This window comes from Citrobacter sp. Cf118, assembly GCF_030334095.1.
Taxonomy (GTDB): Bacteria; Pseudomonadota; Gammaproteobacteria; order Enterobacterales; family Enterobacteriaceae; genus Citrobacter; species Citrobacter freundii.
This window is the reverse complement of the sequence record NZ_JAOWES010000088.1, coordinates 597,465-621,577: the sequence shown is the minus strand read 5'-3', so window position 1 is coordinate 621,577 and position 24,113 is coordinate 597,465. Positions and strand designations below refer to the sequence as shown.

The following is a 24,113-nucleotide window of genomic DNA, read 5'->3' as shown; positions in this document are numbered from 1 at the left end:
TAGTCCTTAAACTGCTAATTGCAGTTGCATGTCGAACCGGTCACGCTGCTCGCAGTACGCAAGAGAGCCGGGGCTGTTATGCGATTCAATGCGCTCTACCATTAATGCGGCTCGGGTTTCTTTTGAAGCTGGCGCGTAAGCACCAGACCATGCTTTATCGATGCCGATGTTACGGGCGACATTTGTACTATCAGCGCTGGCTAACGGTAACTTTGTGAATATCAGTGGGTTTAACATGCGCAAACCGTGCAACTTCGTGACAGGCTGGCTGTGAGCATCAACAACATGACGAATCAGGTCTTTCATACGAGCTACAGCAAGGTTAGGACGCTTAACGTCATAGTCACCGCATGAACCGATTGCAACGCGGGGATACTCATTGCAGAGCCTGATAAAACGCTCGTCGCTTTCATTCATGTGCCAGACAGGAACGCCGAAAAACTCCCCATGCGGCCACTCATCAAGAAGCGCTTCGTTCTCTTCCTCGCCGCCGTCGATAACATCCGGGATGATGGCGAAATCAAAGCCGGGATGATTTTTCCAGCGGGCCACAAACTCGTAGTAATCGCTCCAGTCGATTTTGTTTTTGCCAGCTGCTTTCCACGCAGTGAATGCACCGTTGTCCAGCGCGAATGACTGGCAGTATTCAGCTGCGAGGTTAATTTGCCCGGAGTGCGCGAAACTGATAAACGCATGGCGTCCTTTCCACGCTTTCATGGCGCACGTATCCGGCGTTATTGGTCCGCCGTGATAGTGAATCATCTCACTCCCCCTTCACGCCAATGCCAGCGGCGGTGGCTGAGTCTTCATGTGCACGTTTAGCAGCGTTAAGGATTGCTGCCAGTGGCGTATAGCCGCCATCCATTCGGATTGTGTTGTGGATGGCGGCTATCGTGTCACACAGTTTGCTGTGGCTCGCAGAAAGTTCATCTATGCGCTTCTCTGCGGCTTCCAGCTTTTCACGCGCTTCCCGCATATCGTCACGCATAGCAATCGCTGCCGCTTCAAGAGAATCTTTGTCGCGCTGTAGTTGGAGATTCTCATCCAGCAGCGACAGCACCCGTTGCGCCAGCCAGCGCTTTTCTTCATCGCTATATGCGTTATCAGCAATCTCTTTGAGACGACCAATTCCAATATCACCGCCATCAGCGCGGTATGACTGTTTGTTGAGTGCTGTCATTGGGCGGCCTCCCCTTTTTTCACGCACATAACCAAAACGTTCATCCTGTCGTGCTTACGAACCTCTTCTCTGGCCTCGATGCATGCGCTCTGAGAATTGAACTCAACGCCGGAAATATTTCCGGCGTTGTAGTAACCAGCGCTTAATGACAAAAGAATCCATACCATTTGCTTACCCTCATAAAAAAGGCCCTCATTCGGACCTGTTAATCGATGTTTTTGCGTATTACATAAAAAAGGCCGACTATCACGACCACGCTTGCAGATAGCTCTGCTATGTAAGGTTCAGTCATGCTCGCTTCACTCCGAATGTCTTAACCAGCGCCGACTCCATGCGACCTACACAGGAGCGTATACGGGCTATCTCTGTCTCTGGAAACATGCTGGATGCCATCTGCTCCAGCGCGCCTTTAAGTGGTTTGCTCTCAACCTTTTCGATCCGTGCCAGTGCAAATGCCTTGAGCGACTTCTTGATGCTGCGACCGTCTACGCGAGCACATGCCCGGCATAGTTCTGCGTGGAGGATGGTTTCAGGAAATTCCGGGTATTCAGCTTCGATGATTTCCCTTGCGTTACGTGATTCAGTCATGCTCGTCTCCCGTAAACCATCATCAGCCGCTTGTGTGCATCGCTCTGCATAAACTCAGCGACAACTCCGTTCTTTGCCGGGTCGTATGGTGCAAACATCTTCGGATCGTCTTTTCCTGATGGCTTCTTAGTGCCTTTAGCTTCCTGGCTGCTCAGATTAGCCTCGACAGCACGACGCCGGATTTCATCGTAACCACCACTTTTCAACCAGCGCTGATAGTCATCTTCTCCAGTGAATACGCCGATTCCCGGTACGCTGCGCAACTTACCCATGAAGCGGAGTTGCTTGGCCTCTTCGTAATACCGGTTGCGGCAGATACCAAGCTCCTTGTAAATCAGATCAACCTTTGCTGGCTGGTTGGCTGATACGTAGTTGAGAATGCGTTTCTTTAAACTATCCATCGTCTTCACCTGATAAGGCCGGAGGCCTTCCCTTTGAGATATTCATCCCATAACCATTGAGCTGGGGTGAGCGCACCTAAAGTTGCGGCGTTCGGCATGCAGCCGAATGTTTTTCCTTCAGGGTGGTAACCTATACTTCTGCTCTCATGGGTTACTGGAATGACGTCTGAGTTGCATTCAATAGCCATAACTGGTGATGGAATCTGCTCGCCTCCAGCTACTTTTAACGCCCAATCTTCTAGCTTTTTAGCTGCAAACTTTTCAGTCTCAACCTCACTAAGTTGCCGTTGGTACATGGCCCTGCGCGTATCGGTGATAATCCAGTACATGACGGGATGAGACCATGGGAACCTTTCAGCGCCGCCAGTGTGAACGCCTTTTTCTCTGCTGTAGCGATGAAACTCATTCATCACATCTGCCAGGTTAATACCAAGAACGGTGCTACTGTCCTTGCACCACTTGATAAATTGCCCAGGAGAAGGCCAGAAAGGTGACTCACTGGCTCTGGCATGTCTTACCCCTGCAGAAAGCTGTTCTCTACTGCGTATCCCGTTTTCAGAAAATGCGGCGATCCATTGTCGCTTTGCGGTTTTTTCATCAGAGTCAGTCTTGAGATTGGTTTGTGATGCTGCGGGGAAGATTTGCTTTAGTTGCCGGAAAAGAGAGTCGACCAGATTTTCAGCTTCGATGTTGATTACGTTCTTCGGATCATGGCTGCCGGACATCCGGGCCATTGCTTCGCCATCACGGTTCTGAATGGCTGTCATCAGTTGCATTGTCACAGGAAGTCCTCCCAGCCCTCTCGGCTGTTCCAGTGTGGAGTTTCGGGTTCACTACGTTGCTTTCTGGTGAGCGGGTTAACACGCGCGTTTCTGATCCAGACGCGGAATGCTGAATTCCAGTCAAGAAGCATGGTTCCTCTAGCAGTGTGATAATCCTTGAAGTTGAGCAGTTCAGTTTCAATGCTCACCCCTTTCTCTCTCGCCATCGCTATGTGTTCTTCGTTTGGCTTGAACATCGGAGGAAGAGGTATTTCTCCACCTGGTGAAATCCCGATCCGACGCTTTGCAGCTTCGCTCATAAATCCTTCGCGCCCAGAGAGAGAGTTAGGTTCATTGACTGGTTCAAAAGAGTGACTGATTCTGGGTGCAGCTCCTGCACCATCCCCTAGTGAATCTCCTGCACTAGGTAGTGAATCTCCTGCACTAGGTAAGGTGAGGATGTAGATATTTGTAGAATTGCCTTTCGGCCCCTTCCTGAAGACTTTTTTCAGCAATCCTGACTGACAAAGATCATCAATGTGACTCATTACTGATCGCTTGCTAATTTCGCACTGGTCAGCGATATATTGGTAGCTAGGCCAGCACTCACCCTGATCGCTCGCGTTATCAGCAAGCTTCAGGAGAACTAGCTTGCGTAATGGGTTGCCGACCTTAATTTGCATGGCTTTCACCATTAACATCATGCTCACTATGAGTTCTCCTGTTCTGCTTGAAGATAATTTCCACACACAAACAAACGCACTCATCACAGATGCATACGCCATCTCCTGTGATGAGAGTTGCAACGTCGTTATTGGTTTTCCCGCAAAATGAGCATTTGTGAGTGGGATGTGGATTTGCTTTTCCTAGTTGGTTTGGCATAATTAACCCCGCAAATAGTTGTTAAAAATCCATCGTGATTTGGTCTGATCGCTCGGTTGCCGCCGGGCGATTTTTCTTTGTAAGCACCGCAGCCACTTCTCTTGCCAGCCGCGCCATATCGTCATCAACGACACCCCATTCCAGAACCGCTAAGAGCATTGCCATCTTCGGCAGCCAGCTTTCTTTCCAGCGGGTGATCTGCGCTTTATCCACGCCGATCTCTTTAGCTACGTTGCTTCCACCTTTCATGGCGATACGGTTTAGCAACCAGGATTCAATGCGACGGGCATTGACCTTGTTGCGGTTAATTGAGTTTTCCATTTGTTAAATTCCTAGTGTGTTAAATAGTTAATGCGCATCCTGTGATGCGTAGTTGTTATCTCCACAAGGGCGGAGAGGATGAGCAGCAATGTTAAAGAGCGGTGGTAATTAAGCGGCTTTGCCGTCTTTCTCTCCGTACTGCAGCCATACAGGGTCGCAGTTAAGAGCCGTTGCAATCTCAAACAAGAAACGAGGACGCTTTGTGACTCCAGCTTCAATCAATTGGATTGACTGCTGCTTTACACCGGCTTTTGTAGCAAGCTCGGTTTGGGTCATTTTCAGTGATACTCGTTTGTTTTTGAGGCGTTCAGATAATGTTTGCATAATGCCTCCTTCTACAAACTTTCTTGTATTTTCATACAAAGTAACTTGTTTGTCAATTACAGTTTTTCTTGTAACCATGGAGGTAACTTTACAGAGGTGTTTATGAGTATTTCTTCCAGGGTAAAAAGCAAAAGAACTCAGTTAGGACTTAACCAGGTTGAGCTTGCCGAAAGAGTAGGAACAACACAGCAATCAATTGAGCAGCTTGAAAACGGAAAAACAAAGCGCCCAAGGTTCCTTCCTGAGCTTGCTGTTGCGTTGGGTACTAGCGTTGATTGGCTTTTGAATGGATCTCCTGAAGCCAATGTAGAATATGCTGGTCCAAATAACCCAAAGGGAAAATATCCATTGATTAGTGCGGTAAGTGCCGGATGCTGGTCTGAAGCATGCGAGCCATATAATCTGAAAGATATTGAAGAATGGTATGACAGCGACATCCACATGCTAGGCGATGGCTTCTGGCTTAGAGTTGAAGGTGACTCAATGACATCACCGGCAGGTCAAAGCATACCTGAAGGCCATCTTGTTTTGGTGGATACTGGCAGAGAGCCATCTAACGGTAGCCTTGTGGTAGCCAAACTGATCGATGCTAATGAGGCTACATTTAAAAAATTAGTCATAGATGGTGGCATGAAATACCTGAAAGGACTGAATCCTGCGTGGCCGATGATTCCCATAAATGGGAACTGCAAGATCATCGGTGTCGTGGTGGAGGCAAGGGTAAAATTCGTATGAGAAATTACATAATTGCTATGGCATTGCTTTCACTATCTCCGCTATCAAATGCTGATTGCTGGATTGTGTCTGGACTTCAAGGTAAATCTTCATTTAGCGATGACGGGTATGCATTCATTGATGATGCGATGACCGGCGTTGCTTTCAAGCTAACCATCAATGGAGACATAGCGTCATTAACCAATATGGATGGATCATCTGTTTCTGATCTTTCTTACGTTCCGCTGTCTAGCAATACCATGGTAGGAAGTTACCAATCAGGCGGCGGAATAACAGTTGAAACATGGTCCGTAACCAAGGACAAAAAGGTTATGTACTCCAAAGTCATGAACATACCTGGCTATCAGAAACTCACATCGACCAAGGCATTTGTTGGTGATGTAGCTGGTACATGCACCAATTAATCCCCCCTCAAACACCATCTCCTAAAATATAAAAACAAATTATTTTCCGTTTAAAAACAACGGAGTTTGTTTTTATTGCCTAAAAATACAATATTCCTTGTAGACACAATACAAACTATCTTGTAAATTTATCCCATCAGCAGGACGCACCACCGAGACAAGGAATTGAGTCTCAGCTCTTTAACACTGATGGGGTTACTTCTCCCGCCCTTGTGGGAGACCAAAGGAAGTCGCTTTGGAGTGTGACGAAATGCAGCTGCATAGACAGCAACTCAGAAGATAAGCACCTGAGCGTCACACCCTAAAGCAACCACTGGAGGACATATGACCAAATTTATCGCAAGCAACAGCGTTACACGGCGTTATCTGAAACGTGGCGAGCTGATGGCTAAACGACGCGCTGAGGCTGCTCAGAACGCGTTACAGGGAGTTAAGCATGACACGAGTCGCGTCGACCGGGCCACTTCGCTCGGTAGTCTGCGTGACAGCAATACAGGCGGATCTGCATGTTTGCCCGATGTGGCGCTTTACGCCGCCGGTCATCGCAGCAGCAAATCGGTTACGGCGCGTTAATTAACTTATGAGGTGAGGCAATGGGAAAGGTTCTGGCTCCAAATTATAAGGTCTGCTACCGCACAGCAGATCAGGTATCGCGGGTAAAAAATGAGTTGGCTGGTAGCTTTATGTATTTTGCTGAAGCTCAGGATGCGATGGATACCGGTCTGTTCTGCCAGAAAATACTAATTCCGGTTTGGGAGCTTTCCATTGAAGAGCGATCGGACTTTCTCGGTAAGCGTTACAAGACGCTAAGCAAAGATAGCTTATCTCCATCAGATTATTCACAGGTCGCTTAGGCGGCCTTTTTTATTAGCTCACGATACAAACAGAGGGTAAGGCGATGGAAGTGCAAGTCAGCTTCAAAAAAGAGGTAAATGTTAAGCGCATAAAAACCTGCATCAAGGTGTGCGACAGGTTTACGGCAGATGTTCTCGATGAGACAGGGAATACAGTTCGAAACATTGAGGATGAGTATGTTCCTGACTGCTTTCCCGGACAGCACTATGGAGATTATCTGGAGCTTGATATCGATATCGAGACCGGGAAAATCCTTAACTGGAAAAAGCCTACGCCAGAGCAGCTAAGTCAACTGCTCGGTGAAGAAGAAGAATAACCCGCTACGGCGGGTTTTTTATTGCCTCATACCTCAGCGGCTTCTCAGAGGACGCTTAGTTATGAATGGCGGCTATCCACCGCTTAATTTCTTGCAGCGATGAAAATTGCATGCAGAGGTCTTTAGCTCAGCGGCGCGGCTTAAGCGCGGAGATGATTATGAGTAATCCAGTTATTGATTGCTCGGAGAGAGAATGCGGAAAAGCAGAATGCAATGAGGTGGCAGTAAGGAAGCAAGGCCATCAGTTTTTATGCGCCAAGCATTATCGATTCGGACAGATGAGGTCTTTAGCTAAGAGGAGAGGACTTGCCATACCTTCTCACGAAGTTTTGCATGGGCTTTGTGATGATGACCTTATTTGTCCAGATTGCGGCAGGCAGATGAATTGGTTGTCAGGTGATGGGATGTCATCAGTCGCATCACTTCAGCACTACAGGGATGGCTCGTTTGGAATAGTGTGCCGTTCATGCAATACCAGACACGCTTACATGCAGGGAGATAGCTTTCGAGATATCCCATCCGACCACAAATATTGCCCCTGCTGCAAAACACCCAAAAGCCGAACTGAATTTTATGCGGATACCGGCAGATCTGGCGAGCTGAAAACCAAGTCGCATTGCAAAAAATGCAGCGATGAAGCCATCAACAACTGGAGAAAATCTAACCGTGAAAAATACAACGAGCAGCAACGAAAATATAGAGAAAAACGGAAAGCCGAAGGGAATCCCATTCGTAGAAGAAGTCAATCTGCGTGACTACTTTGCGGCTAAAGCTATGGCAGCCATTGTGCGCAGATGGGATGGACACTCATTTGGTGGAGGCCCGGACTCACCACAGTACAAAGAATTAGCCGAAGATGCGTATTTCATTGCCGACGCAATGCTCCGCGCCCGGGAGGCATCATGACAGTCACCCACAACGGCAAGCAGTACACCGCCAAAAAGCTCAACGACAACGAGTGGCAGCTCTCATCAGTCGATAAACCTCGCGAGAAAATCACAATGAACCGCTGGCAGATGCACATTGCCGGGTTATTGCAGCAGGTGGAGGGTAAGTCATGATCGGCTCTCACTACGGCACCGCCCCTATCATTCGCCAGTGTATTGAGCCTGGCATGATGGCGCTGCATGAAGGCCGCACCTACCGCGTATCTGCCGTCATCCGCGAGCGCAAATGGGTGTACCTGCACACTGACGCCGAAATCATCCGGGTCAGTGACTGTGTTATCGACGTTCTGCTCGACGGCACCGGGCAACCCATTCAGCACTAACCCTCACCCATTCAACCATCTGGCAGCACATCGGTGCCGGGTGACGTACGTCAATTTTCAGGAGTAACCCATGGCCGCATATCGCGCATACGACCACATAGAGGATCGTCGCTGGGTCGAGCAGCAGTTAACTGACGAGAAAGAGAAGTGGATCGACGACCGGGCGCAGCAAATCATTGACATGATGCCAAAAGAGCCGTCCGGCCTCTTCCACTTCACGGTCCCGATTGATTCCAGCCCATACGAAGGACTTCGCAGCGATAAAGCTGGCGAGGTCTACAACGATTTCATTTCGGCAGTTGCTTACGCCCAGGCGGAGCACGACTGGGAACACCGTACCGGCTGCCCGTTTTAATTTTTGAGGGGATTAACAATGAGCACTGCACTTTCCACCATGGCTGGGAAACTGGCAGCACGCCTCGGAATGGATGCCGGTACAGACCTGATGAATACGCTGAAGAATACAGCGTTTAAAGGTGGCAACGTAACGGACGAACAGTTTACAGCCCTGCTGATCGTCGCCAACCAGTACGGTCTGAACCCATGGACCAAAGAGATTTACGCCTTCCCCGATAAAGGCGGGATTGTCCCGGTAGTCGGCGTCGATGGATGGGCGCGTATTATCAACGAGCACCCGCAGTTTGACGGCATGGAATTCTCTTACGACAAAGAAGAAGGCGCATGCACCTGCAAGATTTACCGCAAAGACCGTAAGCACCCGACCATCGTCACCGAGTACATGGGCGAATGTAAACGTAATACTCAACCCTGGCAGTCCCACCCTACCCGCATGCTTCGCCACAAGACGCTTATCCAGTGCGCGCGCATGGCCTTTGGTTTCGCTGGCATCTTCGACCAGGACGAGGCAGAGAGAGTTATTGAAGGAACAACGGCAGAGGTTCACGTGGGCTATGAATCAGATAGCCGTCGCCCGGAACTAATCGCAAAAGGTGAGTCTGCCGCGCGTCTTGGTACCGTCAAGTATCAAGAGTTCTGGGTGGCGTTAAGCGGAGAAGAGAAACAGGTGATCGGCGCAGTTGAGAAGCGCCGCATGTATGACATGAGTCTTGCAGTCGACAGTGCCGAACCTGTCAATGTCGCAGAGATGGAGGCTGAATGATGGAACAACGCACCCCTGAATGGTTTGCTGCGCGCTGCGGCAAGGTCACAGCCAGTCGCCTGGCTGATGTCATGGCCCGTACTAAGTCTGGCTACTCCGCCAGCCGCCAGAACTACATGGCAGATCTGATTTGCCAACGGCTGACCGGGAAGATGGAGGAAGGGTTTTCGAATGCCGCGATGATGCGAGGTACCGAACTGGAGCCAGTAGCCCGTGAGATGTATGCGCTAAATGAGTTCGATGCTGAAATCACTGAAGTTGGACTCATCGATCACCCAGCCATCTATGGATTCGCAGCCAGCCCGGACGGACTTGTTAACGACGACGGGCTTATCGAAATCAAATGCCCCAACACTTGGACCCATCTTGAAACGCTGAAAACAGGTGAGCCAAAGCGCCAGTACATGCTGCAAATGCATGCACAGATGATGTGCACCGGGCGGAAATGGTGTGATTTCGTTAGTTTCGATGATCGCTTGCCGCCTGATCTCGCGTATTTCAAGAAGCGTATTAATTTCGATGAAGAACTGGCGCGAGAAATCGAATCTGAAGTTAAGAGCTTTCTTGCGGATCTGGAATCTGAGATCCAGAAAATAAAATGCCATGGTAAAGCGGCATGAGCAGCGTCGCATGGCAACCGTGGGAAAACCTGTTCCTGCATGAAGTTGGCAGAACAATGCCGGTTCAGGTTATCGCAGAAAAACTTGAGCGTTCCGAATCGGCAATCACTCGCCAGGCATCACGTATCGGCGCACCACTTATCAGCAGGATGACCGGCAGACCATGGACGCCAGCCGAGCTTCATCTCTTTGGCCGCTTCTCAGAGGAAGAGATAGCCACGGCAACCGGTCGCTCCATTTCCTCAGTCAGAAGCAAGCGTAACGCACTGGCCCGCTCCGGAGGATTAACTATGCGTGAATGGTCAACGGAAGAGTTAGCAATACTCATGCGCTACACCAACGCAGAAGTAGCAGAGATTACCGGTAGGAGTATCGAAGAGGTCGGAGATAAGCGACTGCAAACCAATATTGAGCGTAATGGCTGGGATGTTAACGATCCGGAACGGGAGGATTCATGACCGATTACACCGGAAGTAATACCCCAGCGGATCAGCGCGACCTCTGGCGCACTCCACCAGCCCTCTTCGCCTCCCTTGATGCTGAGTTCTGTTTCCAGTTGGATGCCGCCGCAGCGCCGAATAACGCGCTGTGCAGGAAGTTCATCACCGCCGAGCAGAACACACTTGAAACACCATGGACTGATTGCCTGAGCATTCCAGGATACGTCTGGCTAAACCCACCATACAGCGACATCACGCCGTTCGTTAAGAAGGCCGCTGCCGAGAGCACCAATCAGATCGGCACGGTAATGCTTGTTCCGGCTGATACGTCCGTCGGCTGGTTCCGTGAGGCAATCGAGACAGCCAGCGAGGTTCGCTTCATCACCGCCGGGCGGCTGGCATTTATCAACCCGGTCACCGGTAAGCCGGTCAGCGGCAACAATAAAGGATCGATGCTCATCATCTGGCATCCGTACCCGCGTACACACTGCCACTTCGCAACTGTTGAGCGGGACGAGCTAATGACTTTCGGAGCGAAACTTCTCGCTCGACGGGAGGCTGCATGACGCTAACCAAACGAATCACAAGGTCGCTAATGCGGCCTTTTTATTTTCTCGCGTTCACCTTCAACCGAATTAACCGACAGTTCATGGAGTGAGATATGAAAGATGCAAAGCATTGGGATGTTGATGAAGATTACATCGTTGATGTAACGGAAGGTCACATCCTGTTTTCTACTGAGAACGCAACCAAACAAGAAAGGAAATTAGCCAGCGCAGCGCCTGAATTACTGGAGGCATGTATTCGGATGAGAAATCAACTTTATGCAGCCGGATACAACAGCAAAGAAAAGTCGTTGAACCCCACTGAAGAGCTTCTGTACCAGACAGAGCGTGCAATCATCAAGGCTACCGGTGAGGAATAGCTATGACATCAGAAATCATCGATCAGGCCAGCGCTCTCGAAGAGATGATGCGCGACCATGCTATTCAGGCTCACAGACTCAACCACTCAGCAGTATCAGCAACGCACTGTGAGGAATGCGGTGATTCGCTAATTCCTGAGCGTCGAGATGCGTTTCCGGGCTGTAAGAAGTGCGTGAGTTGTCAGGAAGACGAAGAAAAGCGGAATCGGAGGATGTGATGAATAATCGCAAAGCAAGGCGTTTGCTTGGTGTTCATATCAGAGACACGTATCGGATAAGCAACAGGCGCTGGCTGGTTTGGGGAAGCAATTACCCATTTGTATGGGAGCACGCAAAGCCATCGCCGAGACAGAAAAGGAAAGCGAGAGAGGTTGCAGCATACCGAGAGGAATTAAAGCGCACTCAGGAGTTAGCCAATGTTCAGACTGATTCTACCCGGTAGCTTTTATGCGGATCTCCACGGCGCACCCTGCAAAATCATCCGCGCCACTCACGAAGTCATCCACTACATCCGCAACGGTCGCACCTGCATCGCCAGTATGGGACTCTTCCAATCAGAGTTCGAGCCGCTGACCAAAGCACAGGCAGAGCGGATCGCCGAAGAAATAGAAACAGCAGAACACTTAAAACGCCTTCGCGCTATGCGTGCGGCATGAGGAGAGATTATGAACTTAACGACTAAGCAGATTTACGAAATTGCCTGTTTCGCCGGGCTGATGTGTAGCTCGCCGGAGGAGTCCCAGATTGATGAGGAAACAGAGATCAGCATCGACAACGGCGTAATTCATGGCGATGACGGCCAGGTTCAATATGAAGGGCTGCGAGCGTGCTGCGCTGATTACCCGGAAGAAGGCTACATCCAGCTTGAAGATTGACGCAACTGATAGCCAGTTACGAGCTGGCTATTGGGTGCGAATGCACTGCCACGTTATCCCCCATTTTCCCTCCGGTGTGAGGGCATTATTTTTTGTTGCGTGATGTTTACAAGGAAAAGCTATGTACTTAACCCTACCTGAATGGAACGCCAGACAACGCAGGCCAAGAAGCCTTGAAACAGTTCGCCGATGGGTTCGCGATTGCCTTATCTACCCACCACCTGAAAAGGATGGAAGAGAATACTTGTTCCATGAGAAGGCTGTGAAAATTAACCGCAATAAAGTTGCAACAGGAAGTCTTGTTAAGAGGATAAAGAATGGGAAGGCGCAGAAGCCATAGCCGGAGAGATTTACCACCAAACCTGTACATCAGAAACAATGGATACTATTGCTTCAGAAACCCGCAAACGGGCAAGGAGTACGGGCTTGGTAGAGACAGGAGGATAGCTATATCTGAAGCAATACAGGCTAACATGGACTTGTTTTCTTGTCAGGAACGCAACTCATTGTCAGTAAGAATCAACGCTGAAAATGTTGTAACAATGCATTCCTGGCTAGATCGTTACGAGGTCATTCTTTCAACCAGAGGGCTCAAGCAAAAGACGCTTACCGATTACGGAAGCAAGCTGAAGGCAATACGAGAAAAGATACGTGATGTTCCGGTATCTGAAATCACAACAAAAACCATAGCTGAGGTTTTGAACGGCTATGTTGAAGAAGGTAAAAATGCAACAGCAAAGCTAATCAGGTCAACTCTGAGCGACATTTTCAGAGAGGCAATAGCAGAGGGACACATTAGCACTAACCCTGTCACCGCAACGCGGGCGGCGAAATCAGAAGTCAAACGAACGCGACTCACTACTGAAGAGTATCGACAGATACGCAACGCGGCAAATTCGTTGCCAGCGTGGGTTACTCTGGCTATGGATTTGGCGGTGGTAACCGGTCAAAGGGTCGGTGATTTGTGCAGGATGAAATGGGAAGATATCAGGGATGGATACATTTATGTTGAACAGGAAAAAACGGGTTCCAGGCTTGCCATTCCGGTAAAGCTACATGCCGAATCGCTGGGGATATCTCTTGATGAAACCCTTAAAAAATGCAAAGAATCACTGAAAGGTGAAACCATTATCGCATCAACACGTTGCGAATCTCTTTCATCGGGAACGATATCACGGTATTTTATGCGCGCACGAAAAGCGTCTGGACTCCTGTTTGATGGAGAGCCACCGACTTTTCATGAATTGCGTAGTTTGTCAGCCAGACTCTATGAGAAGCAGATTGGCAAGGATTTTGCTCAGCACCTTCTCGGGCATAAGTCGGACAGCATGGCATCACAATATCGCAATGACAGAGGCAAGGAGTGGGACAAGATTGAAATGCGATAATGATTTAATTTTGACTGATTGTGACCTTGCCATCGTAACAACTTGATGTAGCTTGCTTTTTTTTAGGTTCAACTTAGTATAAAAAAGCAGGCTTTAATGGATAACTTTCAAAGCCCGGAGCAACCTGTGAACATATCATCAGTTTCCCGTCTGGCGCTGGCAATGGCTTTTGGCGTGACGCTGACCGCCTGTAGCTCTACGCCGCCCGATCAAATTCCTTCCGATCAGACCGCGCCAGGTACCTCTTCGCGCCCGATCTTGTCGGCCAATGAAGCGAAAAACTTCGTTGCTGCGCACTATTTTTCCGCGCTGACGCCAAACACCGCGCCATGGAGCCCTTCTTCAATTTCTCTGCCTGCACAACCTGACTTCGTCGTTGGCCCGGCAGGCACTCAGGGCGTAACCCATACCAGCATTCAGGCTGCGGTGGATGCGGCAATCATCAAACGTACAAACAAACGTCAGTACATCGCGATTATGCCGGGCGAGTATCAGGGCACGGTATACATCCCGGCAGCAACGGGTAGCCTGACGCTGTACGGTATGGGCGAAAAACCGCTGGATGTAAAAATTGGCCAGGCCATTGACGGTGACATGAGCACCGCAGACTGGCGTCGTACGGTGAACCCAGGCGGTAAATATATGCCGGGTAAACCTGCGTGGTATATGTTTGATAATTGCCAGAACAAACGTGGCACAAATATTGGTGTGATGTGTTCTGCCGTCGTCTGGTCGCAAAACAACGGTCTGCAATTGCAGAACCTGACCATCGAAAACAACCTGGGTGATAGCGTTGATGCAGGCAACCACCCGGCCGTTGCACTGCGTACCGATGGTGATAAAGTGCAGATCAACAAGGTCAATATTCTGGGTCGTCAGAATACGTTCTTTGTAACCAACAGCGGCGTACAAAACCGCCTGGAAAACGATCGTCAGCCGCGTACGCTGGTTACCAACAGCTACATTGAAGGCGATGTGGATATTGTTTCCGGTCGCGGCGCCGTGGTGTTCGATAACACCGATTTCCGTGTAGTGAACTCCCGTACCCAGCAGGAAGCCTATGTGTTCGCACCGGCTACTCTGTCAAACATCTACTACGGTTTCCTGGCGATTAATAGCCGCTTCACGGCAAGCGGCGATGGCGTGGCGCAGTTAGGCCGATCGCTGGATGTCGATTCCAACACTAACGGTCAGGTCGTTATCCGTGACAGCGTGATTAACGAAGGCTTTAACATGGCAAAACCATGGGCTGACAGCGTTATCGCAAAACGCCCATTTGCCGGTAATACCGGTGCGGAAGATGACAAAGGTGAAATCCAGCGCAACCTGAACGACACCAACTTCAACCGCATGTGGGAATACAACAACCGCGGTATCGGTAGCAAAGTGGTTGCCGAGCCGAAGCAGTAATCCCAGAGTAAAAAAAGGTCGCCATATTTACGCTGGCGACCTTTTTTATGGCGTTACACCAAACGCGATTTATTAAAGTTAATCAAACTCCCCGCTTTAATAATCTCACGCTCCTCGGCGGTCAGGCTTTCCATATACAAGCTGATTTCACGCATCGCGCCATCAGCATGAAGAACGTACGCTTTTATCTCGTGGCTGCACTCATCCAGCGCACGGCGAATACCAGGAATATAGATATAGTCACCGACCTCAAAAGAGGGTTTCTCAGCCATTTGTAGCGGTAACATTCCCCAGTTAATGACATTGGAACGGTAACGCTTGGTGGCATATTCCTCGGCGATGTTTGCCAGCCCACCGATCACTCGCTGACAGCTTGCCGCCTGCTCGCGCGCAGAACCATCACCAGGCTTGACGGCATAAATCATGCTGCCAATCTCAGTCTCCAGTGGTTGCGTGTTTTCCTGACCGGTAATCTGCTGGATGCGTGCGAAAACGGACGCCAGTTCGCTAACGTCACCCGCCTGACGTTGTTTTTCCCGTTCAGCGACCGCCTTGCTTCTGCCAACATAGCCGGGATCGCGTCGGGAAAGGGTAAATTCCGCCAGCCCCAAAGGATTGGAACGATACGAAGAGGTTTCTCCGGACGGGATAAGCTCATCCGTTGTTGTCACGTCATCAAGTATTTTTGAGGCCACTTTCAGCAGAATATTTTCTGTTAACGCGCCCAGTTCCGGCCAGTCTTTAATATTCGGGCCGTAAATGAGCGGCTGTTGCGTGGCCCCTTTCACAAACCCCTGGTATACGCGGCTCTTATATGGCGCAGGATTAAACGCATAGTCAGGTACAGCCTCCCAGCAGTCCAGATCCGTCGCGGCAGTGAGAAATCCTCCATTTGCTGCCGTAGCCGCAATTGATCGCGCATCCATCAGCGCAACGGCTGACATTTGACCATTGCCCGGTTTCGAGCCTTCACGGTTAGGGAAGTTGCGCGTGGTATGGCGGATGCTAAGACCGTTGTTGATTGGCGTATCGCCCGCACCAAAGCATGGACCACAGAATGCGGTTCTGATGACGGCCCCCGCTCCCAGTAAATCCGTTACGACACCTTTCTGCGCTAAATCCATAAACACCGGCTGTGATGAGGGGTAGACAGCCAGCGAGAAAGCATCATTACCGCAGGATTGACCACGTAATGCCTGCGCCGCAGCAATCACGTATTCAAAGTTGCCGCCCGAGCATCCAGCAATGATCCCCTGCTGTACTTTTAAGCGTCCGTTCTCCACTTTATCCAACAACGAGAGGCTGGCTTTACCTTGCGCGATTCGCGCAGATTCAACTTCAATCTCCCGGAGAATATCCGTCAGATTTTCATTGAGTGTAGCAATCTCATAGACATTACTTGGATGGAATGGCAGCGCAATCATCGGCTTAACCGCACTCAGATCGACATAAATACACCCATCGTACCAGGCCATCGGCTGCGGGTTGAGCGGGCGATAATCCTGTTCGCGACCGTGTAATGCCAGCCAACTGCGAGTTTCATCATCCGTTTGCCAGACAGAGCTCAGGCAGGTGGTTTCGGTGGTCATTACATCAACGCTGTTGCGAAAATCCGTTGAGAGATGGCGAATGCCAGGGCCGACAAACTCCATGACCTTATTTTTGACGTAGCCATTTTTAAACACCGCGCCAATGATAGCCAAAGCCACATCCTGCGGGCCGATGCCCGCAACAGGCTTGCCGGTCAGATAAACGGCCACAACGCCAGGATAATCAATATCCCAGGTATCGTTTAACAGCTGCTTGACCAGCTCACCGCCCCCTTCTCCTACCGCCATCGTGCCTAATGCGCCGTAACGCGTGTGGCTGTCTGAGCCGAGGATCATTTTGCCGCTCCCGGCCATCATTTCACGCATGTACTGATGGATGACGGCAATATGTGGCGGCACAAAGATTCCGCCGTAACGCTGTGCCGCAGACAGACCAAACATATGATCGTCACCGTTAATTGTTCCCCCTACCGCGCATAATGAGTTATGGCAGTTCGTCAGAACGTACGGTAAAGGAAAGCGCTCCATTCCTGATGCTTTAGCGGTCTGAATAATACCGACAAAGGTAATATCGTGTGAGGCTAATGAATCAAACTTAATTTTTAGCTTATTCATGTCACCGGACGTATTATGCTCTGAGAGAATCGACCACGCGATAGTTCCTTTCTTCGCCTCTTCTTTACAGATTGGTTCAGACACCCCATCCTCAGCGATAATTTCATTATTACCGGAGAGGTAAATCCCTTTCTCATATAATTTAATCATTAGATACTCCACATTGCTGTGCTCCAACCAGAGCACAGACAACCAATGAACGATGTAATTTATACCCTAAATAATTCGAGTTGCAGGAAGGCGGCAAGGGAGCGAATCCCCAAGAGCTTACTCCAGTAAGTGACTGGGGTGAGCGAGCGCAGCCAACGCACATGCAACTTGAAGTATGACGGGTATAGTTAGAGCATGTTCCAGCCAATCAACATATTCCACCACCAAAGACCCAGCGTAATATGGACGAGGAACGTCAAGAACGTCAGCATTGCGCCGACCAGCCACCACGATTTGATGTCGTTATATCCAACGCCAAAAATAACCGGTCCCGCGGCGCCGCCATAATGGGTAACCATACCGCCGTAAGAGTTAGAAAAGAGTAATGCCAATGCAGTTAACATCAGTGGCGCACCAGAAACGTTCGCCAGCATGGCAAATACCGGCATCATTGCCACAATATAGGCGCTGCCAGAGGCAAAGAAATAACGAACAATAATGCTCAAAAAGAGAATAACAAAGAACGCAACATTGCCGTGGTTACCAAAGTCGAGGTTATTCTTGAAGAGTTCGGCTAACCAATCGAAGAATTTCACTTTCGATAACAGCGAACTCAAACCGATAATACCACCGTACCAGATTAAGGTATTCCAGCCGCCCTTATTTTTAACCACATCATCCCAGGTGACTACGCCAAACAAAAGCATCGTCCCCATTACTACAATGGCAACCGTTGATTCATCAACGCCGAGAGTTTTACTAAAGATCCATCCTAATAGCGCGAGGACGAAAATGCCCAGCAGCATTTTTTCGCGCCCTTTCATTGGCCCTAAATCCTGAAGCCCGGCTTTTGCGATAGTTTTGTTATCAACCTTTTTAATTTCAGGTGGATACATAAAATAGATGACTAAAGGCGTTACCAACAGCATAACCAGTCCAGGCAAAGCTGCTGCAAGAGCCCATCCTCCCCAGCTTAGTTGTAACTGACAGATATCGTTGATCATCTTCAATGCCAGAATGTTTCCTGCCATCGCAGTAAAAAACATATAGCTGGTCGTTTTAGTGACCATATACACCGTCATCATCAGGTAGTGGCCGACGCGTCGGGGGCTCTTGTCCGGCTCAGAGCCTAACGCCACCGCCACGCTATTGATGATGGGCAAGACAATGCCTCCCGCACGCGCCGTATTTGACGGTGTTGCCGGGGCTAATACCAGGTCAAGAAATACGGTCACGTAGCCCAGTCCAAGCGTGGTGTTACCTATTTTACCAATCAGAATATAGGCAATTCGCTTGCCCAGTCCCGTCGTCACAAAAGCAGCGCTTAAAGTAAACGCGGAGAACACCAGCCATGTCGTACCGGAAGCATAGCCACTCAGCACGCTGCTGGTTTTAAGTACGTCGCTGCCTAAATTTCCGACAACCACCATTGAAGCGGCAACAGCAATCAATAATACCACCGGTTCAGGAAACGGTTTGATCACCAGCCCGACAATCGCCGCAAGATAAATACCAAACAACACCCACGCTAGTTCACTTAACCCCGCCGGGGCGGGAATGAAACCGATAATACAGGGGATCGCTAATATTAATATTAGCTTCCATAATGATTTAACGTTCATTTTTTAATCCTGGGTAATCTGTATATTAAGTACAGAATGTTTTTCCGATTTTCCGTAATCACAGCAAAATGAAGTCAATGCTGTCAGGGAAGGTAAACGTCACCAGCGAATATTTTTCTGGCGGTACGAATAACCGAAGCTCTGAGGGCTGCAGGTTCATCCCCTTCATTGGTTAAATGAATATCAAGAGTGCCGCCAGGATGTTCGATAGTGATATTCCCGTAATGTGCACCTGCCGTTACCTGACGCGAAACAGTACCATTAATGACACAACTACTGGCGATAGCTATCGCCCCAGTAATTGCCAGTGCTTTATGGCAAGAATGCGGCATAAAATAGCGAACATTAATTGCGCCATCGTGCTGAGGCGCCGAGATGAGAATAGGTTTAGGGATAACCTTATTACTGACATTTCCCAGGCCCATAGCTTCACCGGACTGTAAACGAATAGACTCGATGCGCGCTAATAATTCGCGGTCTGCATCTAAATCTTGCGCGGATTCATAACCCGTTTTCCCCAGGTATTCGGCAGGAATAATTACGACAGGTGTCGCCATATCCATACAGGTCACGGGAACGGTGTTGATATAATCGATGTGTTGGCCCGTTGGAAAAATATGCCCGGTTTTAGAACCTGCGGCATTCAGGAACGTCAATGCAATCGGGGCCGATGTTCCCGGGACACCGTCAATTCTTGCTGTTCCTTCATACTCAACAACGCCGTTTGGTGTCTGTATATCAGCTTCGATAAACGTGTTGGTGTTTACATTGCGAATACGAACGCGGGTGGTCGGCGTTGCGGCATTAATTAATCCCTTTTCAATAGCAAACGCGCCAACGGCGGAAAGCATATTGCCGCAGTTCGGCGTGGTATCGACCCGTTGCTCATGCACCAATACCTGAGCAAATAAATAATCGATATCAGCTTTCGGGTCGTTTGAACGACTAATGATCGCTACTTTGCTGGTTAACGGATTGCCACCACCAATGCCGTCTATTTCCAGCGCATTGCCAGAACCCATAATTTTAATCAATACTTCATCACGCAGTTTTTCTTCTTGCGGTAGATCTTGTGCTAATAAAAATGCGCCCCTGGAGGTTCCTCCGCGCATCATAACGCAAGGTATTTTTTTCATGATTATGATCTCGATATTATTTTCACTATGTACATAGTTGCATGTCATGATTAGGGTGACTAATGACTTCATTTTCGTAATTAGTGATTTATTTTTATTAATTAAAAATTATGAATTGCAGATACACTGAACACTTTCATCTTAGACAGGGGCTTCCCCGATTTAGTCCGGAGTCAGAATGAAACACGAATTATCAAGCATGAAGGCGTTTGTCACACTGGCAGAGTCCGATTCTTTTAACAATGCCGCCAAGTTACTTAATATTACGCAACCTGCATTAACACGCAGGATTAAAAAGATGGAAGAGTATTTACACACTCAACTCTTTGAAAGAACAACCCGCAAAGTCACATTAACAAAATCAGGAAAGATGCTCTTACCTGAAGCCAGAGAATTAATTAGGGCATTAGATGAAACTATTTTTAATATTAGTAATGTGAATGTTCATCATCATGGCATAGTGACATTATCCTGTATTCCTACCGCAGTTTTCTATTTCTTGCCGTTGGCAATAGGAAAATTTAATGAGCGGTATCCCAATATCAAAGTGCGAATTATTGAGCAAGGTACGAATAATTGTATGGAATCCGTACTTTGCAATGAGGCTGATTTTGGAATAAATATGAACAACATCACAAATTCCTCTATCGAGTTCACTCCACTGGTTAATGAACCGTTTGTTCTGGCCTGTCGGCGCGATCATCCACTCGCCAATAAACAGTTGGTGGAGTGGCAGGAATTGCTGAATTACAAATTGATAGGCGTTCGCTCCTCAAGCGGTAACCGATTATTGATTGAACAACATTTGGCCGATAAACCGTGGAAGTTGAACTGGTTTTACGAGGTTCGTCATCTGTCCACTTCGCTGGGACTGGTTGAAGCTGGACTGGGCGTTTCTGCGTTACCAGGGTTAGCAATGCCGCAAACGCCGCATCCCACCCTGACAGGTATCCCACTGGTTGAGCCTGTTATTAGACGCACACTGGGAGTTATTCGGCGTAAAGACGCTATTCTCTCACCTCCCGCTGAACGTTTCTTCTCTCTTCTGCTTAATTTATGGGCAGATGACAAAGACTGTCTTTGGACATCCGTTGCTGAACGTCATGAAAATCTACCGCTTGTTGAATAAACATAAAAAAATCCGCAATCTTCACAAGATTGCGGATCGTTTGTAACACCTGACGTTTTAGTACGCGTTAACCACCACCCACATCGGGCCTTGTCCTACCGCGTAACGACCGTTCTCTGTCAACAGTCCTTGTTCGCCTGCAATCTTATACACCGCGATATGGTGCGATTTTTGCCCGGCGGCAATCAGGTATTTTCCGCTGTGATCGATATTAAAACCACGTGGCTGAGTTTCGGTAGGCTGGAAACCCTCTTTAGTCAGTACGCTACCGTCTTCAGACACACTAAAGACCGTAATCAGGCTGGCGGTGCGATCACAGGCATACAGATGACGCCCATCAGGTGTGATATGAATATCTGCTGCCCAACGGGTATCAGCAAAATCTGCAGGCATCATATCCAGCGTCTGTACACACTCAATTTTGCCGTACGGATCTTTCAGCTCCCAGACATCAACAGAGCTGTTCAGTTCGTTCACACAGTAGGCATATTGCTTATTCGGATGGAACGCCATATGACGCGGGCCCGCGCCTTCCACGGTAGTCACTTCAGCCGGTTCCTGCGCGACCAGATGGCCATCATCGCTTACATCAAACAGGCAGATACGATCCTGTTTCAACGCCGGAACCCACAGGGTACGGTTATCCGGAGAGATGTTGGCTGAGTGGCAACCATCCAGACCTTCAATCACGTCAACCAGTTCCACCGGCAGACCATCTTCCAGACGCGTGACGCTCACGCTGCCAGCGTTATAAGAACCCACGAACACGAAACGTCCCTGATGATCGGTAGAAATATGCGTCGGGCTACCCGGCAGCGCAGACTCTGCCGCGAAGGTCAGCGCACCGTCATCAGGCGCAATACGATAAGCCAACACGCGAAACTCCGGGCGCACGCCAACATAGAGGTAACGCTTATCCGGGCTGACGACCATCGGCTGTACCTGACCCGGCACATCAACCACCTGTGTCAGCGTCAGAGAACCATCGTGATTCAGGCTCCAGACGTGGATTTGCTGACTTTCAGGGCTGGCGGTATAAACGGTTTGCTTCATGAATACTCCTTTGCTTTTTGGCAGGTGGCTGCAATTGCCTGACACACGCCTAAGGTAGACGCTTTTAACGGTGAATGCTTAATTAAGGCTCAGAATTTTGTCCGGCTCCCGTCTCGGTGTACCATTCCAACAGACATAATTCTCAACCTTAATCTGGATAAACCTATGACCGCACGCGTGATTGCCCTGGATTTAGACGGTACCCTCTTGACCCCGAAAAAAACCTTGCTGCCATCCTCTCTCGAAGCGCTCTCGCGCGCCAGAGAAGCAGGCTACCAACTTATCATTGTCACAGGTCGCCATCACGTTGCTATTCATCCTTTTTATCAGGCACTGGCGCTGGATACACCTGCAATTTGCTGTAACGGTACCTATTTGTATGATTATAAAGCAAAAAAGGTGCTGGAATCCGATCCCCTTCCGGTAGACCAGGCATTACAGCTGATCGAAATGCTGGATGAACATCAGATCCACGGGCTGATGTATGTGGATGAGGCCATGCTGTATGAGCGCCCTACCGGGCATGTAGTGCGTACCGCTAACTGGGCACAAACGCTGCCGCCGGAACAGCGCCCGACCTTCACCCAGGTTCCTTCGCTGGCGCAGGCGGCGCATGACGTTAACGCCGTCTGGAAATTTGCTCTGACCGACGAAGATATTCCGAAACTGCAGCAGTTTGGCCGGTATGTCGAGCAACAGCTGGGGCTGGAGTGTGAATGGTCCTGGCACGATCAGGTCGACATTGCCCGTAAAGGCAACAGTAAAGGACGACGCTTGACCCAGTGGATCGAAGCACAGGGCGGGTCAATGGAAAACGTGATTGCCTTTGGCGATAACTTTAACGATATCAGCATGCTGGAAGCCGCAGGCACCGGCGTAGCCATGGGCAACGCGGATGACGCGGTCAAAGCCCGCGCCAACATCGTGATTGGTGATAACACCACCGACAGCATCGCGAAATTTATCTACTCTCACCTGCTGTAATCAGGCGGTAATCGATACGCTCTTAATTTGCGCGTACAACCACAGGCCAGGTTTGATACCCAGTTCATCCCTGGCCCATGGGCTGATCTTCGCCCACAGCGTCTTACCGCCCACCTCAAGCTGAACTTCCACCTGACCGTTATCGTCATAGCATTGCGCGACTTTTGCCCGGAGAACATTACGAATACTGGTCTGTTGCGGCGGTTGCAGTACCAATGAAACATCAGAGGCCTGAATACGAATACGCAGCGCGGTTTGCAACGGTTGCTCCAGCTTGTTGACCCACAGATGCTGATCGCCAAGCGCCAGCGCGGTCATCGCGTAGTGTGGATGATGTTCCAGCACGCTGACTTTCAGAATACTGCTTTGCTGTTCCTTAGGCAGCCAGGGGTGCATCACGCTGCTGCCCCAGACATCTTCCAACGAACCAAACGCTTTGACCTGCCCGTTTTCCATCACCATCACTTTATCTGCCAGGTGCAAAATCTCATCAAGCGAGTGGCTGACGTACAGCATCGGAATATTAATTTCCCGCGCCAGGCGTTGCAGATAAGGCAGCAGTTCGCGTTTACGCGGTATATCCAGCGAGGCTAACGGCTCATCAAGCAGCAATAACTCAGGCGCGGTCAGCAGCGCCCGACCGATGGCGACACGCTGCTTTTCACCGCCAGAAAGACCGCCTGGTAGACGGTCAAGCAGCGGTTCAATGCCCAACAACGCCACCAGCTTATCAAACTGTCCGGCCATGCTTTTCGCCATTCCGTAACGCAGGTTGCCGCGCACTTTATAGTGCGGGAACAGGCGCGCATCCTGGAAAACATAGCCCACCCGGCGTTTTTCCGGCGTTAAACAGATACCGTTCTCGACGTCGTTTAAGACCCGACCGTTGAGCACGATGCGCCCGGACTGCGGCTGCGTCAGACCACTGATGGCGTTAATCAGTGAGGTTTTGCCCGCACCGGAAACGCCAAAAATAGCGGTGATGCCGCTGGCTGGCAGCGTTTCGTTGAGCGTCAGACAATGCGTCCCCAGCGTCTGGGAGAAATTAAGTTCAAGCAT

Annotated in this window: 37 protein-coding genes; 22 read left to right on the top strand and 15 right to left on the bottom strand. The window is 49.6% G+C overall.

Annotated elements, in window-relative coordinates; genetic code table 11:
• Positions 1 to 6: 6 nt before the first annotated feature.
• From OGX67_RS23155 to OGX67_RS23110, 10 genes are all read right to left on the bottom strand, one after another.
• On the bottom strand, positions 7 to 762 hold the full coding sequence (locus tag OGX67_RS23155; RefSeq protein ID WP_088583037.1) for a hypothetical protein: 756 nt from the start codon (positions 760 to 762) through the stop codon (positions 7 to 9).
• Between the two features lies 1 nt (position 763).
• Positions 764 to 1,180: an ead/Ea22-like family protein gene (locus OGX67_RS23150; RefSeq protein WP_343361524.1), complete on the bottom strand. Its 417-nt coding sequence runs from the start codon at positions 1,178 to 1,180 to the stop codon at positions 764 to 766.
• Positions 1,177 to 1,347, bottom strand: coding sequence for a hypothetical protein (locus OGX67_RS23145; RefSeq protein ID WP_286527426.1), 171 nt, complete (start codon positions 1,345 to 1,347; stop codon positions 1,177 to 1,179). Before OGX67_RS23145 ends, OGX67_RS23150 begins: the two co-directional genes overlap by 4 nt.
• Before the next feature lie 121 nt (positions 1,348 to 1,468).
• Entirely contained in the window at positions 1,469 to 1,768 is a 300-nt protein-coding gene (locus OGX67_RS23140; protein ID WP_286527423.1) for a hypothetical protein, read from the bottom strand.
• Positions 1,765 to 2,169: a hypothetical protein gene (locus OGX67_RS23135; RefSeq protein WP_286527415.1), complete on the bottom strand. Its 405-nt coding sequence runs from the start codon at positions 2,167 to 2,169 to the stop codon at positions 1,765 to 1,767. Before OGX67_RS23135 ends, OGX67_RS23140 begins: the two co-directional genes overlap by 4 nt.
• Positions 2,170 to 2,174: 5 nt before the next feature.
• Positions 2,175 to 2,945, bottom strand: coding sequence for a replication protein P (locus tag OGX67_RS23130; RefSeq protein ID WP_284093793.1), 771 nt, complete (start codon positions 2,943 to 2,945; stop codon positions 2,175 to 2,177).
• Positions 2,946 to 2,947: 2 nt separating this feature from the next.
• Positions 2,948 to 3,634 carry a helix-turn-helix domain-containing protein gene (locus OGX67_RS23125; protein WP_286527584.1) on the bottom strand — a complete coding sequence of 229 codons (687 nt, stop codon included), beginning with the start codon at positions 3,632 to 3,634 and terminating at the stop codon, positions 2,948 to 2,950.
• Complete coding sequence (locus OGX67_RS23120; RefSeq protein ID WP_160956438.1) at positions 3,603 to 3,812, bottom strand: ClpX C4-type zinc finger protein; 210 nt, start codon at positions 3,810 to 3,812, stop codon at positions 3,603 to 3,605. The genes OGX67_RS23125 and OGX67_RS23120 overlap by 32 nt, the downstream gene beginning before the upstream one ends.
• Before the next feature lie 21 nt (positions 3,813 to 3,833).
• Entirely contained in the window at positions 3,834 to 4,133 is a 300-nt protein-coding gene (locus OGX67_RS23115; RefSeq protein WP_003833662.1) for a CII family transcriptional regulator, read from the bottom strand.
• 108 nt (positions 4,134 to 4,241) lie between these two features.
• Positions 4,242 to 4,457: a helix-turn-helix domain-containing protein gene (locus OGX67_RS23110; RefSeq protein ID WP_071701411.1), complete on the bottom strand. Its 216-nt coding sequence runs from the start codon at positions 4,455 to 4,457 to the stop codon at positions 4,242 to 4,244.
• 102 nt (positions 4,458 to 4,559) lie between these two features.
• Here OGX67_RS23110 and OGX67_RS23105 point away from each other — a divergent pair, with 102 nt between their 5' ends.
• The 20 genes from OGX67_RS23105 (at position 4,560) to OGX67_RS23010 (ending at position 14,815) form a co-directional block, all read left to right on the top strand.
• Positions 4,560 to 5,192 (top strand): LexA family protein, encoded by a 633-nt coding sequence (locus OGX67_RS23105; RefSeq protein WP_071701410.1) that lies wholly within the window; start codon positions 4,560 to 4,562, stop codon positions 5,190 to 5,192.
• Positions 5,189 to 5,596, top strand: a complete 408-nt coding sequence (locus tag OGX67_RS23100) for a hypothetical protein (protein ID WP_241656764.1) — start codon at positions 5,189 to 5,191, stop codon at positions 5,594 to 5,596. Before OGX67_RS23105 ends, OGX67_RS23100 begins: the two co-directional genes overlap by 4 nt.
• Before the next feature lie 324 nt (positions 5,597 to 5,920).
• Complete coding sequence (locus tag OGX67_RS23095) at positions 5,921 to 6,169, top strand: transcriptional antitermination N peptide (RefSeq protein ID WP_137397778.1); 249 nt, start codon at positions 5,921 to 5,923, stop codon at positions 6,167 to 6,169.
• A 20-nt stretch (positions 6,170 to 6,189) separates the two neighbouring features.
• Positions 6,190 to 6,450 (top strand): hypothetical protein, encoded by a 261-nt coding sequence (locus OGX67_RS23090; RefSeq protein WP_286527407.1) that lies wholly within the window; start codon positions 6,190 to 6,192, stop codon positions 6,448 to 6,450.
• Positions 6,451 to 6,494: 44 nt separating this feature from the next.
• Positions 6,495 to 6,767, top strand: coding sequence for a hypothetical protein (locus OGX67_RS23085; protein WP_286527404.1), 273 nt, complete (start codon positions 6,495 to 6,497; stop codon positions 6,765 to 6,767).
• Between the two features lie 158 nt (positions 6,768 to 6,925).
• The gene (locus OGX67_RS23080; protein WP_286527403.1) at positions 6,926 to 7,522 is read left to right on the top strand and encodes a hypothetical protein; all 597 of its coding nucleotides are present in this window, start codon (positions 6,926 to 6,928) and stop codon (positions 7,520 to 7,522) included.
• Between the two features lie 147 nt (positions 7,523 to 7,669).
• On the top strand, positions 7,670 to 7,828 hold the full coding sequence (locus tag OGX67_RS23075; RefSeq protein ID WP_191228937.1) for a hypothetical protein: 159 nt from the start codon (positions 7,670 to 7,672) through the stop codon (positions 7,826 to 7,828).
• Positions 7,828 to 8,037 carry a cell division protein FtsZ gene (locus OGX67_RS23070; RefSeq protein WP_410028854.1) on the top strand — a complete coding sequence of 70 codons (210 nt, stop codon included), beginning with the start codon at positions 7,828 to 7,830 and terminating at the stop codon, positions 8,035 to 8,037. Before OGX67_RS23075 ends, OGX67_RS23070 begins: the two co-directional genes overlap by 1 nt.
• A 70-nt stretch (positions 8,038 to 8,107) precedes the next feature.
• The gene (gene gamL / locus OGX67_RS23065) at positions 8,108 to 8,392 is read left to right on the top strand and encodes a host nuclease inhibitor GamL (protein WP_286527383.1); all 285 of its coding nucleotides are present in this window, start codon (positions 8,108 to 8,110) and stop codon (positions 8,390 to 8,392) included.
• Positions 8,393 to 8,410: 18 nt separating this feature from the next.
• Complete coding sequence (gene bet, locus OGX67_RS23060; protein ID WP_286527380.1) at positions 8,411 to 9,157, top strand: phage recombination protein Bet; 747 nt, start codon at positions 8,411 to 8,413, stop codon at positions 9,155 to 9,157.
• Positions 9,154 to 9,777 carry a lambda exonuclease family protein gene (locus OGX67_RS23055; protein WP_069219605.1) on the top strand — a complete coding sequence of 208 codons (624 nt, stop codon included), beginning with the start codon at positions 9,154 to 9,156 and terminating at the stop codon, positions 9,775 to 9,777. Before bet ends, OGX67_RS23055 begins: the two co-directional genes overlap by 4 nt.
• The gene (locus OGX67_RS23050) at positions 9,774 to 10,235 is read left to right on the top strand and encodes a hypothetical protein (protein ID WP_286527601.1); all 462 of its coding nucleotides are present in this window, start codon (positions 9,774 to 9,776) and stop codon (positions 10,233 to 10,235) included. Before OGX67_RS23055 ends, OGX67_RS23050 begins: the two co-directional genes overlap by 4 nt.
• Complete coding sequence (locus tag OGX67_RS23045) at positions 10,232 to 10,783, top strand: phage N-6-adenine-methyltransferase (RefSeq protein ID WP_286527377.1); 552 nt, start codon at positions 10,232 to 10,234, stop codon at positions 10,781 to 10,783. The genes OGX67_RS23050 and OGX67_RS23045 overlap by 4 nt, the downstream gene beginning before the upstream one ends.
• 95 nt (positions 10,784 to 10,878) lie before the next feature.
• On the top strand, positions 10,879 to 11,142 hold the full coding sequence (locus tag OGX67_RS23040; protein ID WP_286527374.1) for an XkdD/Y8K6 family phage-associated protein: 264 nt from the start codon (positions 10,879 to 10,881) through the stop codon (positions 11,140 to 11,142).
• A gap of 2 nt (positions 11,143 to 11,144) precedes the next feature.
• Positions 11,145 to 11,360 carry a TraR/DksA C4-type zinc finger protein gene (locus OGX67_RS23035; RefSeq protein ID WP_286527372.1) on the top strand — a complete coding sequence of 72 codons (216 nt, stop codon included), beginning with the start codon at positions 11,145 to 11,147 and terminating at the stop codon, positions 11,358 to 11,360.
• A 198-nt stretch (positions 11,361 to 11,558) separates the two neighbouring features.
• Entirely contained in the window at positions 11,559 to 11,798 is a 240-nt protein-coding gene (locus tag OGX67_RS23030) for a DUF4222 domain-containing protein (protein ID WP_286527369.1), read from the top strand.
• Between the two features lie 9 nt (positions 11,799 to 11,807).
• Positions 11,808 to 12,017, top strand: a complete 210-nt coding sequence (locus OGX67_RS23025) for a hypothetical protein (RefSeq protein WP_286527366.1) — start codon at positions 11,808 to 11,810, stop codon at positions 12,015 to 12,017.
• Between the two features lie 121 nt (positions 12,018 to 12,138).
• Positions 12,139 to 12,357, top strand: coding sequence for an excisionase (locus OGX67_RS23020; protein ID WP_060682554.1), 219 nt, complete (start codon positions 12,139 to 12,141; stop codon positions 12,355 to 12,357).
• Positions 12,335 to 13,405 carry a tyrosine-type recombinase/integrase gene (locus OGX67_RS23015; RefSeq protein WP_286527358.1) on the top strand — a complete coding sequence of 357 codons (1,071 nt, stop codon included), beginning with the start codon at positions 12,335 to 12,337 and terminating at the stop codon, positions 13,403 to 13,405. Before OGX67_RS23020 ends, OGX67_RS23015 begins: the two co-directional genes overlap by 23 nt.
• Before the next feature lie 126 nt (positions 13,406 to 13,531).
• On the top strand, positions 13,532 to 14,815 hold the full coding sequence (locus OGX67_RS23010; protein WP_054528678.1) for a putative acyl-CoA thioester hydrolase: 1,284 nt from the start codon (positions 13,532 to 13,534) through the stop codon (positions 14,813 to 14,815).
• 53 nt (positions 14,816 to 14,868) lie between these two features.
• Here OGX67_RS23010 and OGX67_RS23005 read toward each other — a convergent pair whose 3' ends face one another.
• From OGX67_RS23005 to OGX67_RS22995, 3 genes are all read right to left on the bottom strand, one after another.
• Positions 14,869 to 17,130, bottom strand: coding sequence for a hydratase (locus tag OGX67_RS23005; RefSeq protein ID WP_257651725.1), 2,262 nt, complete (start codon positions 17,128 to 17,130; stop codon positions 14,869 to 14,871).
• 188 nt (positions 17,131 to 17,318) lie between these two features.
• Positions 17,319 to 18,752, bottom strand: a complete 1,434-nt coding sequence (locus OGX67_RS23000; protein WP_257651726.1) for an anion permease — start codon at positions 18,750 to 18,752, stop codon at positions 17,319 to 17,321.
• Positions 18,753 to 18,835: 83 nt separating this feature from the next.
• Positions 18,836 to 19,888 (bottom strand): 4-oxalomesaconate tautomerase, encoded by a 1,053-nt coding sequence (locus OGX67_RS22995; RefSeq protein ID WP_268043597.1) that lies wholly within the window; start codon positions 19,886 to 19,888, stop codon positions 18,836 to 18,838.
• 178 nt (positions 19,889 to 20,066) lie between these two features.
• Between OGX67_RS22995 and OGX67_RS22990 the strand changes: the two genes are divergently transcribed.
• Complete coding sequence (locus OGX67_RS22990; RefSeq protein ID WP_096889509.1) at positions 20,067 to 21,017, top strand: LysR family transcriptional regulator; 951 nt, start codon at positions 20,067 to 20,069, stop codon at positions 21,015 to 21,017.
• A gap of 57 nt (positions 21,018 to 21,074) precedes the next feature.
• Here OGX67_RS22990 and pgl read toward each other — a convergent pair whose 3' ends face one another.
• Complete coding sequence (gene pgl, locus OGX67_RS22985; RefSeq protein WP_086503856.1) at positions 21,075 to 22,070, bottom strand: 6-phosphogluconolactonase; 996 nt, start codon at positions 22,068 to 22,070, stop codon at positions 21,075 to 21,077.
• A gap of 165 nt (positions 22,071 to 22,235) precedes the next feature.
• Here pgl and OGX67_RS22980 point away from each other — a divergent pair, with 165 nt between their 5' ends.
• Complete coding sequence (locus OGX67_RS22980; RefSeq protein ID WP_257651727.1) at positions 22,236 to 23,054, top strand: pyridoxal phosphatase; 819 nt, start codon at positions 22,236 to 22,238, stop codon at positions 23,052 to 23,054.
• Here OGX67_RS22980 and modC read toward each other — a convergent pair whose 3' ends face one another.
• The gene (gene modC / locus OGX67_RS22975) at positions 23,055 to 24,113 is read right to left on the bottom strand and encodes a molybdenum ABC transporter ATP-binding protein ModC (RefSeq protein WP_286527352.1); all 1,059 of its coding nucleotides are present in this window, start codon (positions 24,111 to 24,113) and stop codon (positions 23,055 to 23,057) included.